The organism is Herbaspirillum sp. GCM10030257 (genome assembly GCF_042666555.1).
Lineage (GTDB): Bacteria > Pseudomonadota > Gammaproteobacteria > Burkholderiales > Burkholderiaceae_D > Noviherbaspirillum.
In genome coordinates, this window is record NZ_JBHTDH010000002.1 from 40237 (window position 1) to 54008 (window position 13772).

The 13772-nt window shown below is 57.4% G+C and carries 12 protein-coding genes; 10 read left to right on the forward strand and 2 right to left on the reverse strand.

Annotation, left to right across the window (positions count from 1 at the left end; translation table 11 throughout):
- The first annotated feature begins 3 nt into the window (after positions 1 to 3).
- The 7 genes from astA (at position 4) to ACFQUU_RS02775 (ending at position 6833) form a co-directional block, all read left to right on the forward strand.
- Positions 4 to 1086 carry an arginine N-succinyltransferase gene (gene astA, locus ACFQUU_RS02745; RefSeq protein ID WP_382243342.1) on the forward strand — a complete coding sequence of 361 codons (1083 nt, stop codon included), beginning with the start codon at positions 4 to 6 and terminating at the stop codon, positions 1084 to 1086.
- Positions 1079 to 2560, forward strand: a complete 1482-nt coding sequence (gene astD, locus ACFQUU_RS02750; RefSeq protein ID WP_382242328.1) for a succinylglutamate-semialdehyde dehydrogenase — start codon at positions 1079 to 1081, stop codon at positions 2558 to 2560. Before astA ends, astD begins: the two co-directional genes overlap by 8 nt.
- Positions 2561 to 2590: 30 nt before the next feature.
- On the forward strand, positions 2591 to 3931 hold the full coding sequence (gene astB, locus ACFQUU_RS02755) for an N-succinylarginine dihydrolase (RefSeq protein WP_382242331.1): 1341 nt from the start codon (positions 2591 to 2593) through the stop codon (positions 3929 to 3931).
- 190 nt (positions 3932 to 4121) lie between these two features.
- On the forward strand, positions 4122 to 4280 hold the full coding sequence (locus ACFQUU_RS02760) for a hypothetical protein (protein ID WP_382242334.1): 159 nt from the start codon (positions 4122 to 4124) through the stop codon (positions 4278 to 4280).
- A gap of 154 nt (positions 4281 to 4434) precedes the next feature.
- The gene (locus ACFQUU_RS02765; protein WP_382242337.1) at positions 4435 to 5202 is read left to right on the forward strand and encodes an ABC transporter substrate-binding protein; all 768 of its coding nucleotides are present in this window, start codon (positions 4435 to 4437) and stop codon (positions 5200 to 5202) included.
- Positions 5203 to 5244: 42 nt separating this feature from the next.
- Positions 5245 to 6039 carry an amino acid ABC transporter permease gene (locus ACFQUU_RS02770; RefSeq protein WP_382242340.1) on the forward strand — a complete coding sequence of 265 codons (795 nt, stop codon included), beginning with the start codon at positions 5245 to 5247 and terminating at the stop codon, positions 6037 to 6039.
- On the forward strand, positions 6036 to 6833 hold the full coding sequence (locus tag ACFQUU_RS02775; protein WP_382242342.1) for an amino acid ABC transporter ATP-binding protein: 798 nt from the start codon (positions 6036 to 6038) through the stop codon (positions 6831 to 6833). The genes ACFQUU_RS02770 and ACFQUU_RS02775 overlap by 4 nt, the downstream gene beginning before the upstream one ends.
- Before the next feature lie 747 nt (positions 6834 to 7580).
- On the opposite strand, the gene ACFQUU_RS02780 is transcribed toward ACFQUU_RS02775, so the two are convergent.
- Together ACFQUU_RS02780 and ACFQUU_RS02785 are read right to left on the reverse strand one after the other, a co-directional pair.
- Entirely contained in the window at positions 7581 to 8387 is an 807-nt protein-coding gene (locus tag ACFQUU_RS02780) for an alpha/beta fold hydrolase (RefSeq protein ID WP_382242345.1), read from the reverse strand.
- Position 8388: 1 nt separating this feature from the next.
- Positions 8389 to 9699: an O-acetylhomoserine aminocarboxypropyltransferase gene (locus ACFQUU_RS02785; protein WP_382242348.1), complete on the reverse strand. Its 1311-nt coding sequence runs from the start codon at positions 9697 to 9699 to the stop codon at positions 8389 to 8391.
- Between the two features lie 211 nt (positions 9700 to 9910).
- Between ACFQUU_RS02785 and ACFQUU_RS02790 the strand changes: the two genes are divergently transcribed.
- The 3 genes from ACFQUU_RS02790 (at position 9911) to ACFQUU_RS02800 (ending at position 13746) form a co-directional block, all read left to right on the forward strand.
- On the forward strand, positions 9911 to 10357 hold the full coding sequence (locus ACFQUU_RS02790) for a CBS domain-containing protein (protein ID WP_382242350.1): 447 nt from the start codon (positions 9911 to 9913) through the stop codon (positions 10355 to 10357).
- 254 nt (positions 10358 to 10611) lie between these two features.
- Positions 10612 to 11619: an NAD(P)/FAD-dependent oxidoreductase gene (locus ACFQUU_RS02795; protein ID WP_382242353.1), complete on the forward strand. Its 1008-nt coding sequence runs from the start codon at positions 10612 to 10614 to the stop codon at positions 11617 to 11619.
- 240 nt (positions 11620 to 11859) lie between these two features.
- Positions 11860 to 13746, forward strand: a complete 1887-nt coding sequence (locus ACFQUU_RS02800; protein WP_382242356.1) for an MFS transporter — start codon at positions 11860 to 11862, stop codon at positions 13744 to 13746.
- The last annotated feature ends 26 nt before the right edge of the window (positions 13747 to 13772 follow it).

Sequence of the window (13772 nt, forward strand, 5' to 3'; positions counted from 1 at the left end):
ACCATGTTGGTGATACGCGCGATCCGGGAAGACGACCTCGACGACCTGTTCGATCTTGCTACCCAGGTCGGCCCCGGCATGACGACGCTCAAACCGGACCGCAAGAGTTTGGGCCGCCGCCTTGAAATCGCCTGTGCTTCCTTTGCTGAAACGATAGCGCCGGCGCAGCGTGACTACATGTTCGTCATGGAAGACGTCGAACGCAACAAACTGGTCGGCGTGTCTGCGATCAAAAGTGCGGTTGGACTGGACGAGCCTTTTTACAACTATCGTCTCGGCACCCTGGTACATTCCAGCAATGAACTGAACGTTTTCTCGCGCATGCAAACGCTCTACCTGTCCAATGACCTGACTGGTTGTGCGGAACTGTGTTCGCTTTTTCTGCATCCGGACTACCGCTGGGGGACCAATGGCAAGCTGTTGTCGAAATGCCGATTTCTGTTCATTGCGCAGTTCCCGCACCTGTTTACTGAAAAACTGATTGCGGAGATGCGAGGCTTCCAGCGTAGCGATGGCACCTCGCCGTTCTGGGACAGCCTTGGCCAGCATTTCTTCAAGATGGATTTCAACCGTGCCGACGACCTGACTAGTCTCGGGAAAAAATCCTTTATCGCCGAACTGATGCCGCGTCACCCGTTGTACGTCGCTTACCTGCCCAAGGAAGCCCAGGAAGTGATCGGTCGCGTGCATGTCGCGACTGCACCTGCACGCCATTTGCTGGAGCAGGAAGGCATGCACTATGAGGGTTATGTCGACATTTTCGATGCCGGTCCTGTCTTGCAGGCGAGGGTGATCGAATTACGCGCGGTGCGCGAGAGCGAACTGGCAACGGTTGGCAGCGCTGCAATGAAAATGAAAACGGAAGTGGAAGCCATAACCGAAACCCGTACGAAACCGAAAGAGGAAGACGTCCCGGTGATCGTTGCCACCACCTCCATGCAAGATTTCCGTGTCATCAGCACCGATGGCCGGCCTGGCGCTCGCCGTATCGTATTGGCAGATGAGCAGAAGCGCCTGCTGCAGGTCGCTAACGGCGACGCAGTGAGAACGATGGCACTCAATCCAAGGAAGATACCCCATGCCTAGTCATTATCTGAACGGCCAGTGGCTTGCCGGAGAAGGTCCGCGATTCGAGGTGGTCGATCCATCCACCGGCATCGTTATCTGGCAGGGCACGGCGGCCACTGTCGATGAGGTGACCCTTGCCTGCAAGGCGGCAAGGGCTGCGTTCGAACAATGGGCGTTAGCTTCGCTCGATGCGCGTGTTGCAGTATGCAACCGGTTTCGCGACTTGCTCAAAAAGCATGGCGAGGAACTTGCCTTGCTGATTTCACAGGAGGTCGGCAAGCCGCTGTGGGAAGCCCGGACTGAAGTGACCACGATGGCCAACAAGATTGATATTTCAGTCCAGGCCTATGGAGCGCGCACCGGAGAATCGTTGTCGCGCGTACCCGATGGCATCGCGGTGTTGCGCCACCGGCCGCATGGCGTGTTTGGTGTATTCGGACCCTACAATTTCCCCGGACATCTACCGAACGGGCATATCGTACCGGCCCTGATCGCCGGCAATACCGTTGTATTCAAGCCAAGCGAATACGCGCCGCAGACAGCGATCCGGACAGTGGAATTATGGGGCGAGGCCGGTTTGCCTACTGGTGTGCTCAATCTCGTCAACGGTGGCCGCGACACCGGCGCCGCACTGGCACAGCAGGCGGAACTCGACGGCATCCTGTTTACCGGCAGTTACCGTACCGGTGCTTTCCTGCATAAGCAATTTGCGGGGCATCCGGGAAAGATGCTGGCGCTGGAAATGGGGGGTAACAATGCGCTCGTTGCATGGGATGTCGATAATGCCAACAACGCCGGCAATCTGGATGCGGTAATTCACCATATTATTTTTTCAGCCTTTGTCAGCGCGGGACAGCGTTGCACCTGCGCGCGCCGCCTGATCGTCGAAGACTCCCGACGCGGCGAGGCCTTGATCGAGCGCCTGGTACAGGTTGCGGAAAAGATCGCCGTGGGACGCTTCGATGCAACACCCGCACCGTTCATGGGGCCAGTGGTATCGACCAGCGTGGCTGACAAGCTGCTGCAGGCGCAGAAAGATTTGCTGAGTCGTGGCGGCAGCAGCCTGCTGTCGATGCGTAGCTTGAAAGCAGGGTCAGGTTTTCTCTCCCCAGGCATCATCGATGTCACCAGCGCACAGGATGTGCCGGACGAAGAATGGTTTGGTCCCATGTTGCAGGTAATCCGCGTGCCTGACTTCACGCAGGCGATTCGCACTGCCAATGCAACCGAATACGGACTCGCGGCGGGGCTGCTGAGCGAAGACGAAGCCCTATGGAAGCAGTTCAATGCCCATGTGCGGGCCGGTATCGTGAACTGGAACCGGCCAACAACGGGCGCGGCGAGTACTGCACCATTCGGCGGCATTGGCAATTCGGGCAATCATCGGCCGAGCGCCTTTTACGCTGCGGACTATTGTGCCTATCCGGTGGCATCGATTGAAAGCAGCCGCCTGGAAATGCCCAAACAACTGTCACCGGGACTCCTGTTCTGAGCCGGCTCTGACGAAAACCCAAGGTCTATCATGGCGAACGCACGCGAATTCAACTTTGACGGACTGGTCGGTCCTTCGCATAATTATGCAGGGCTGTCGTTTGGTAACGTCGCCTCCTACAACAACGTCAAGAGTGTCTCCAATCCGAAGGAGGCGGCGCTGCAAGGTTTGGCCAAGATGCGCGCACTCGCGTCGCGAGGCTTTGCACAAGGTGTGCTGCCACCGCAAGTGCGGCCGAACTTTCGCCTGTTGCGCAGCATAGGCTTTACCGGCTCCGATGCCGAAGTGCTGTCGCGCGCCTACAAGGAAGCGCCAGTGATTCTGGCCTCCGCTTACTCCGCCTCGCCTATGTGGACTGCCAATGCCGCTACGGTGAGTCCGTCAGCAGACACCGCCGACGGGCGCACGCACTTCACGGTTGCCAACCTGAACAACAAGCTGCACCGCTCATATGAACATACCCAGACTGCGAGGACGCTGAAAGCCGTGTTTTTTGATGACCGGCATTTCGCCGTGCATGACGCCTTGCCCGCGACACCGGCTTTCGGCGATGAAGGCGCGGCCAACCATACGCGGCTCTGCGCCAGCCATGGTGCGCCCGGTGTCGAAATGTTTGTCTACGGTAGGGTGGAGTTTGATCCTGACCGGCCATCACCAAGACGCTTTCCCGCGCGTCAGACACTGGAAGCAAGCCAGGCCGTGGCCAGGCTGCACGGCCTTTCCGAGCGGCGGACCGTCTATATCCAGCAAGATCCGGACACGATCGATCAGGGCGTGTTCCATAACGATGTGATCGCGGTCGGCAATGCTGACGTGCTCTTCTACCACCAGCATGCTTTCCATCATGAGCGCACGGCGCTTGAGCCCTTGCGCCAAGCATTGGCCGGAGTCGATACCGAATTACGCGCGATTCGGGTCAATGCAGCCGAGGTATCGGTGGCGGACGCCGTGACCAGTTATCTGTTCAACAGTCAGTTGTTATCCCGTCCGGACGGACGCATGGCATTGGTCGTTCCACAGGAATGCCAGGAAAATGCAGCCGTTTCCCGTTATTTGCAGCAACTGATCGTCAGCGGCGGCCCTATTGATGAACTGATCAGCTTCGATTTGCGCCAGAGCATGCGCAACGGCGGCGGCCCTGCTTGCCTGAGATTGCGTGTGGTGCTGACCGATGCCGAGGTGGCGGCGATGCATCAGGGCGTGCTGATGACGGAAGACCTGTATGGCGCGCTTGTTTCCTGGGTAGGGAAGTATTATCGCGACCGGCTTGCTCCAGCGGATCTGGCCGACCCGGCGTTCGCAGTGGAAGTGCAGACTGCTCTGGAAGAGCTGTCCGGCGTTCTCAAGTTGCCGGATTTGTACGCATTTTGATACCTCTGGGTGGCGGTTCGCCCCGCCGTCATCGCTAGTTTGGACCTTTTCCGGCGGTTTGCTTGCGGGTACATCGATCGGGCGTACTCCGTTTGATATGCCGGGCTTTTTGATAGATGCCCTATGTACATTTGAAGAGAGTTGGCGTTATTTAGCCACTTTTGGCCGCGTAAGATTGGATCTTGCGTAGGTGACCTTCATCTTATGTATCGGCGCGCAAAAGAAGGCGGCAAATCGCAATGAAGAATTTTCCGGTTTTGCCGAATTTTCTTCAAAAGTTTCGCATTATTCCGCATCTTCTCCTCAGCAAGCTTGGCTAATATCGCGCGCCTGTCTGCTGTTTTCTTGATTTCCGGCACAACCCTGTTATCAGGTAATGCTTGCGCCAATGCTTTCGGGACGCTATGTATGCCAATCCTGATGTCTGTGCAGTTGCCTTTGTCCGAACCGTCTTGAAAAAAAACAGCTCTACATAACACCACCTATTCCATTGGAGGATACCCATGAACCGTATCAAATCCCTGTTGATTGTGATTGCCGGCCTGGTCGTCGGCATGACGGCGCAAGCGCGCACGTTCGACGAAATCAAGGCGAGTGGCAAAATCATCGTCGCCACCGAAGGCGCCTATCCTCCGTTCAACTACTATCAGGGTTCCAAGCTGACCGGTTTCGAAGTGGAACTGGCCGAAGCCATGGTCAAGAAAATGGGGTTGGCGATTGAATGGAAAGCGCTGTCCTTCGATGCACTGCTGGCCGGCTTGAGCCAGGATCGCTGGGATATGGTGATCGCTTCGTTCGGCGTCACTGAAGAGCGCGCCAGGGCGGTCACTTTCACCAATCCCCATTACTGCAGCGGCGGCGTCATCGTTTCACGGGATGGCAGCATTAAAACGCCCGCAATGCTGACCGGCAAGACGGTGGCTGTGCAGACAGGTTCGACCTATATGGCAAACGTAAAAAAACTTCCCGGCCTCAAAGACGTGAAAAACTTCCCGCAGGACAGCGATGCCCGTGCCGCGCTTCTCAATAAACGGGTCGACGCCTGGGTCAGCGACCGCTTTGTCGTCAAAAATGCCATTGAATCGAATCCCAACCTGCCGTTGAAAGCAGGCGGCTATCTGTTCGTCGAAAAAATGGCGATCGCCGTCAAAAAAGGGAATGCCTCGGTTGCCGCTGCGGTCGACAAGGCGCTCGCGGACGTGATGGCGGACGGCACCTACAAGACGCTTTCCGAGAAATACCTGAAAGAAGATATCCGCTGCCAGCAATAAACCTCACAAAAGCGTCACAAAAAGAAAGCCAAGGAGAGCGCCTTGAAAGCAGCTAAAGCAGCTATCAGTATCCTGCCGGCGGAGTGGTCGCGCGAAAAGCGCAGCGCCGTATCCATTGCCATTGCCATCGCAGGTCTGTTCCTGTTTCTATGGTTGATGGCGTTGCCGCTGTCCTGGATGCCGGAACCGATCGGCTCCAATGCGGAACAGTTTGCAGAAGGCGCCAAGACCACGATTCTGCTGACATTGGTGTCGGGCTTCATCGGGATCATACTGGGTGTGTTGGCAGCATTGGCCAAGCTGTCGAGGTTCGCGCCATTGCGCCTGTTGTCGGCGTTTTACATCTGGGTCATTCGCGGTACGCCGCTGCTGGTGCAAGTGCTGTTTGTCTTTCTCGCCTTGCCGGCCATGGTGCCGGGGCTGCAGTTGTCGGATTTTAATTCGGCGGTAGTAGCGCTGGCATTCAACGCTGGCGCCTACAACGCCGAGGCGATTCGTTCCGGCATCCTGGCGGTGCACAAGGGCCAGACAGAAGCGGCGCGTTCACTGGGCCTCACGCCTTTCATGACCTTCCGCGACGTCGTGTTTCCGCAAGCTTTCAGGGTGGCATTACCACCGCTGGTCAATAACTTTGTGTCCTTGCTGAAGGATTCAAGCCTTGCTTATGTAATCGGTGTAGTTGAACTGTCCAATATTGGCAACCGCATTCAGTCCGCGACCTTCCAGCCCATCCCGGTATTTGTAACGACGGCTTGCATCTATCTGGTCCTGACTACCGTGCTGACCCAGATTTCCGGCGCCATCGAGCGACAACTCGACGTGGAGCGACATCAATGAGTACAGAAAAGTCATTCGGTCTTTCAAATGGCATAGCGGCTGGCCAGGAACCCTTGATTCTGGCGGAACACGTCAATAAACATTTTGGCCAGTTCCACGTGATTCGTGACGTGTCGACGCGGTTTTATCAGGGAGAAGTTACTGTCATCATCGGCGCTTCGGGGTCAGGAAAATCAACTTTTCTGCGCATGCTCAACCGGCTGGAAAAGCATGATAGCGGGCGCATCGTCATTGATGGTATTGAACTCAACGATGACCTCAAGCATATCGACGCTGTGCGGCGCGAAGTCGGGATGGTGTTCCAGAGTTTTAATTTATTTCCGCATCTGACGGTGATGGACAACGTTACGCTGGCGCCGCGTCGGCTGCGCAACGTGACGCGTGCACAGGCCGAGGAGGCCGGACGTGGCTTGCTGGCGAAGGTGGGGATGGAGGCACATTCGCATAAATATCCGCATCAGTTGTCGGGTGGGCAGCAGCAGCGGGTGGCGATTGCGCGGTCGCTTGCGATGCAGCCGAAGGTGATGTTGTTCGATGAGCCCACCAGTGCGCTGGATCCGGAGATGATCAAGGAGGTGCTGGATGTGATGAAGGATCTGGCGCGTTCCGGGATGACGATGATTGTTGTTACGCATGAGATGGGGTTTGCGCGGGAAGTGGCGGATCGGGTGATCTTTTTTGAAAAGGGGCAGATTCTTGAGGAGGCGCCGCCTGGGGAGTTTTTTGGGAATGCGCGGAATGAGCGGATTCGGGCGTTTCTGGGGCAGATTGCTGATACGGGAGCCTCTGGGTGAGGTTTTTTGTTTGTTTTTCTTCGGTGATTCGGTTCCGTTTGTTCTTCGGACGAACTTGCCGGGACTGGCCCCGGCGGGCCACTCACTTTCTTTGCTTCGCCAAAGAAAGTAAGCAAAGAAAGGCGACCCCGGTTCGCCGCCCTTCGGGTGCCCAAAAGAGCACGGGCCAAAACGGGAAGCGAAACAAACTCGCCTGCGGCTCAGACAGGTTTCGCTTCTTTATCCGTTTTGGCCCGTGCTCTTTTGGCGGCTGCACAGGGGATTTTTTAAACCCATCCCCACCCTAACCCTCCCCCTACGCGGGCCGCCTTGAAGGGGAGGGAACTTCGGCTCGCTCGCTGCGCATCGCATTGCCGGTTGCCGGTTGCCGACGTCGGCGCTCTCTACGAACAATACTTTCTTCGGACGGCAATGCATCCCCACTACCTCCCAACATCAAGAACGTCCCCTCCCTTTCAAGGGGAGGGCTAGGGAGGGGATGGGTTGAATTCCCCGGTGCAGACGCCAAAAGAGCAGTGCCGCAAGCGGATAAAGAAGCGCAGTTGTCTGAGCCGCAGGCGAGTTCTGCGCTTCCCGCTTGCGGCACTGCTCTTTTGGGAACCCGAAGGGCGACGGCACCGGGGTCGCCTTTCTTGGCTTACCTTCTTTGGCGAAGCAAAGAAGGTAAGTGGCCCGCCGGGGTCAGTCCCGGCTAGCATCCACGAAGAACGAACGGAACTGAATCACCGAAGAAAGACAAACAAAAACTCACTCCACAGCAAACCCAAACAATTCCTCCAGCACAGCATCCGGCTGCTCCGCCATCAACGCATGCCCACAATCCTCCAGCACCGTCACCTTACAATCTGAAATCAGCTTCGCAAGCGCCCCCGTAGCCTTGGGTGGCGTCATCATATCCTTCCGCCCAAGCAGCATCAGCACCGGACAAGCCACCGCCTTCGCCGCAGCCTCTCCATTCGCATACGCATTACACGCCACAAAATCCGTATAAAACACCGGTGCTGCATGCTGCGCCGAAATCCTCTGCATCAAGCGCTGATTCCCGCCAAGCACATAAAACCCCGGCCCTGGCGATGAAGGCTTTTGCGAAAAGGTCGAATGCGACCACACATTCACCATATCGATCGCGGACTGCTCGTCATTCTTCGCCGCATTCAGCAAGGCATCCGACACCCGCATCGGATAAGCAGTCCCGACCAGCGCCAGCTTCGTCACCCGTTCCGGCGCGCGGCCAGCAGCTTCTAACGCGATCAGCGATCCCATGCTGTGACCAATCAGAATGGCTTTTTGGACACCGGCAGTATCCAGCAAGGCAAGCAGCCAGTCCGCCATTGCCTCGACGCTGGGCAAGGGCTCGCCTTTGCTACGACCATGCCCCGGAAGATCGACTGCCAGTACCCCGAACCCATGATGGGCAAAATATCGCGTCTGCAGAACCCACACCGAATGATCGTGTTGCGCACCATGGATAAACACCACCGTCGGCAACTCGGTACTGAACGACCGGCCACCGGTGTAGCAATAGGCCTCATGCCCCTGTACATTGATCAGCATCTCAGGCTCCTTTCTGCGAGGCCTTCAGCCCGCGGCCAAGATCTTCGATCAGGTCATCCACATCCTCCAGGCCAATCGACAGCCGCATGGTTCCCTCGGTAATGCCGGAAGCGGCAAGTTGCTCGGTCGGCACGCGGAAATGTGTGGTGGAGGCTGGATGGATTACCAGTGATTTGGCATCGCCCACATTGGCAAGATGAGAGAAGATTTTCAGCGCTTCAACGAAGCGCCGGCCCGCAGCCCGGTCACCCTTGATGCTGAACGAAAATACCGCACCGCAACCTTTGGGCAGCAATTTAGCTGCCAACGCGCGGTCGGGATGGGATTCCAGTTCGGGATAGGCAATCGATTCAACGGCTGAATGCGAAGCGAGAAATTCAACCACCTTGCGGGTATTGGCGACATGCCGGTCCATCCGCAGTCCCAGGGTTTCGATGCCCTGCAGAATTGCAAACGCATTGTGCGGGCTCATCACCGCGCCGAAATCGCGCAAGCCTTCGCGGCGGGCACGCAAGGAAAAAGCCGCAACAGTCGACTCTTCGCTGAAGACCATGCCATGGAAACCATCATACGGTTCGCACAATTCCGCAAAGTGGCCGGTCTTTTCATACGCCTGTTGCCAGTCGAAGGTGCCGCCGTCGACCAGCAGTCCGCCAACCGCCGTGCCGTGGCCGCAAAGGAATTTGGTGGCGGAATGAAAGATCAGGTCGGCGCCATGGTCGAAAGGGCGCAGCAGGTAGGGTGTCGTAAAGGTCGCATCGACCATCAATGGTAAATGACGCTCATGCGCAATTGCTGCGACTTCAGGGATGTTGAGGACATCCAGGCCCGGGTTGCCAAGCGTTTCACCAAACAGCACCTTGGTATTCGGGCGGATCGCATTGCGCCACGCATCAAGGTCGCGTGGATCGACAAAAGTGGTATCGATGCCAAAGCGCTTCATGGTATAGGCAAGCAGATTCTGCGAACCGCCGTACAAGGCACGCGAAGCCACCACATGCGAACCGGCGCCGGCGATCGTCGCCAGGCCCAGATGCATTGCAGCCTGGCCGCTGGCGACCGCGATGCCGGCTACGCCGCCCTCCAGTGCGGCAATGCGTTCTTCCAGCACGGCGTTGGTAGGGTTGGAAATGCGGGAATAGACATGGCCAGCGCGCTCCATGTTGAACAGCGAAGCCGCATGATCGGAATCCTTGAATACAAAGGACGTCGTCAGGTAAATCGGGGTTGCGCGTGCGCCCGTGGCCGGGTCGGGAATGGCGCCGGCGTGCAGCGACAGGGTGTCGAACCCCGGGTAGTATGGATTGCTCATGATGCGTATGGTCTCCAAAACATATTCTTTGCGGCGGATCAGGCGATCGCTGCGTGGCGGATATCCTAGCATCGTTCAGCTTGCCGGACTGTCATGCCGGCGACTTAACGCTTGACGCATTCCCTGCGCGCGGTATGCCTCTCTGGATTTTTCATTCGTGGTAAGCTACATTTCAATTGCGACAACAAACATTCACCCCGAGGATAGCCTCATGAAAGTATCCGAAATCCTGAAAGTCAAAGGCGATATTCTCTACACCGTCACGCCAGACACTCCCATGACCGAAGCGGTCGATACCATGGCCGAACGCGACATCGGTTCGCTGGTCGTGATGGAGTTTGGTGAACTGGTCGGCATGCTGACCTTCCGCGAGGTAATGAAGGCACTGCACCTCAACAAGGGACAAGTTGGCTCGGAAACCGTGCGCAAGCATATGGACGACCATCCGATCACCATTACACCCGACACCGAAGTCAATGAAGTGCGGCGCCTGATGCTGGAACGGCATGCGCGCTACGTGCCCATCGTTAATGCCAAGACCTTGCTCGGCGTGATCTCTTTTTATGACGTTGCCAAGGCGGTATTCGAGGCGCAGAGCTTTGAGAACAAGATGCTCAAGGCCTATATCCGAGACTGGCCGGCGGAAGGCGACGAGTAAGGCAACGCCAGGTGCGAAACACAAAATGGCAAAGGCCGTTCACGGAAAAATTCCTGAACGGTTTTTTTTTGATTTGCTTTGGTGTGTTCTGCACGCAGCAGGTGTGGCCACCTCAAGCTGTAATGCGGTCATGCGCCAGTTTGTCCGCTTAATTGTCTACGTATTTGACGCATATTCGTGCGGTCCGACGCGCAGTAAATTAAATTGTCCTTGTTTGTCCGCATAGGACATCAACGCTGAAAAGGGAGTACGCCATGCATATCGCAATTATCGGTGCCGGCTTGGCCGGACTGAGTTGTGCCCGCCTGTTGCGGCAGCACGGACATCGGGTGGTCGTCTTTGAGCGGGAAGAAGAAGCCGGAGGGCGTGTCGCTACTCTTCAGACGGAACTTGGCGGCTTCGACTACGGTGCGCAGTATTTCACCGCCGACAGCGGCCTGTTCCGTCGTGAAGTAAGGCAGTGGCAGGAGGCAGGATGGGTGCTTCCCTGGGAAGGCCGCCTGGTCACGCTGGAAGATGGCCATGCACGTCCGGCTGGACGCTCCGGCGGGACCACGCGGCCGCGGATGGTCGGGGTTCCCGGCATGGCGGCGCTGGCAGGTGAACTGGCCAGGGAGATCGACCTGCGCACCGCACAAACCGTCGTCCGCATCGAAAAGTACGGCGAAAAATGGCTGCTGGGCATCCAGTCGGAGACCGTCGCCATCGAAGCGACGGCCGGGCCGTACGACGCCGTGGTCGTCGCCTTGCCGCCGGAAGCGGCGGTTCCGCTACTGGAGCCGGTACCGGAATTGGCAGAGGAAACAGGGCAGGCCCATACCGCACCGTGCTGGGCGCTGATGGTGGGATTTCCACGATCCCTGGAACTGCCCTACGACGGTGCATGGGTCAGCAACGGCGGTCGCCTGCGCTGGCTGGCACGCGACAGTTCCAAACCCGGGCGACGACCGGGCGAGCACTGGATCGGCCATGCGTCGGCAGAGTGGAGTTCGGAACACCTCGGCGATGAGCCGGAACGCGTCAGGGAAAAAATGCTCAAGGCTTTCCATGAGGTGACCCGTTCCGCTGTGCGGCCTGTTTATGCCAAGGCGGTTCGCTGGCGGTATGCACAGGCAACCAGTACGCTCAACACGGACTGCCTCTGGGACAGCCGGGCCGGCATCGGCGTATGCGGCGACTGGTTTGCCGCCGGTCTGGATGAGGGCGGCCGGCTGGAAAATGCGTGGTTGAGCGGGCATGCGCTGGCAGTGAGAATAGGCTGAACCCACGGTATTATCTGGCAAGACTTTTGCAAACCTGTGCACAAGGCATAGCGCCTCGTCTACACTTCGCCCAGCGTGTTTTCGGAAATAGGGAGCACGTCCCAGACATTTGTGTGACCGGTAGCCGCCCGTACCCCGTGTCGGGCGAACATCCCGTCAGTGAGCGGGAAACCTTGGTGCCGACGCCACTCGGGCATGTTGCCTGACACTTGTTTACAGACTCCTTGCCATTACATTGACATGAGCCAATCCAGTCAGTTTTCCCTGTTACGCCAACGCCGTTTCGGCCCGTTCTTCTGGACGCAGTTTTTAGGTGCATTCAACGACAATGTCTTCAAGACCGCGCTGCTGACGATCCTGACCTACGATGCGCTGAACTGGACTTCGCTTGATCCCGGCCTGCTCAATAACCTGATTCCGGGGCTCTTTATCCTGCCGTTTGTGTTGTTCTCCGCGACCGCCGGGCAGCTTGCCGACAAGTTTGAAAAATCCACGCTGGCGCGTTACGTCAAAATTCTGGAGATCGCCATCATGGCGATTGCCGCATTCGGCTGGATGATGCATAGCTTGTGGCTGTTAGTTGCGGCGGTAGTGGGCATGGGCCTGCATTCGACGCTGTTCGGACCGGTCAAGTATGCCTATCTGCCGCAACATCTAAAGCCAGAGGAACTGGTCGGCGGCAACGGCGTGATTGAAATGGGTACCTTCGTCGGCATTCTGCTCGGTGAAGTCCTGGGCGCGGTACTCGTGGTGTATAAACCCTGGGGCATCGAACTGGTCGCCTTCGGCACCATCGCCATCGCTGTACTCGGCTGGCAATTCAGCCGAGGTATTCCGCATTCGCCGGCGCCGGAACCAAACCTGGCGATCAACTGGAACCCGGTGACAGAAACCGTTCGCAACATCGCTTTCACCAGGCAAAACCGCCCGGTGTTCCTCTCGGTGCTGGGCAATTCCTGGTTCTGGTTCTATGGCGCGGTGATCCTGGCGCAATTTCCGGTATACGCGAAGGATTACCTGCATGGCGACCATAGCGTCTTTGTGCTGCTGCTGACGGTGTTTTCCCTGGGGATTGGCGCCGGCTCGCTGTTATGCGAACGACTGTCTGGCCATAAGGTGGAAATTGGCCTGGTACCTTTCGGATCGATCGGTTTGTCGGTATTCGGCTTCGATCTCTACCTTGCCAGTCTGTCTTACACCAATACGGCCCTGGTCGACATTGCCGGTTTCGTCAGCCAGCAGGGCAGCGTGCGCATCCTGTTCGACTGCATCATGATCGGCGTCTTTGGCGGCTTTTATATCGTGCCCCTGTTTGCGCTGATCCAGACCCGTTGCGATCGCAAGCATGTCTCGCGCACCATCGCCGGCATGAACATCATGAATGCACTCTTCATGGTGGTCGCCGCGCTGTTTGCCATGGTCCTGCTCAACGCTGGCTTCAGCATTCCCCAACTCTTCATGGCAACCGCATTGCTGAACGCCGTCGTGGCGATCTACATCTTCTCGCTGGTACCGGAGTTCCTGATGCGCTTCCTGGCGTGGCTGCTGATTCATACGGTGCACCGTGTACATACCGTTGATGCCGACCGCATTCCGGACGAGGGCGCCGCCGTACTGGTGTGCAATCACGTGAGCTATGTGGATGCGATCGTGATCATGGCGGCGAGCCCGCGCCCGATCCGCTTTGTCATGGATCACCGTATCTTCAAGGTCCCGATCCTGTCCTGGATCTTCCGCACCGCCAGGGCGATTCCGATCGCATCGGCAAAAGAGGATCCGTGGCTGATGGAAAAGGCATTTGTTGATATTGCCCAGGCATTGCACGAGGGCGAACTGGTTTGCATCTTCCCGGAAGGCAAGCTAACCTCCACGGGCGAAATGAATGAGTTCAAGGGTGGCATCCGCAAGATCATCGATCGCACGCCGGTGCCGGTCATTCCGATGGCCTTGCGTGGTTTGTGGGGCAGTTTGTTGACGCGCAGTCCGGGTAATCCCTTTGAACGTTCCTTCCGTCGCGGTCCCTTTTCCCGCTTGTCACTGGTGGTCGGCCAGCCGATGGAGCCGGCCGTGGCAACGCCTGAATCGCTTTACCAGCAGGTGCTGAATCTGCGCGGGGACTGGCGATAGGCAAGAAGGGATTAAACAGCAAGAAT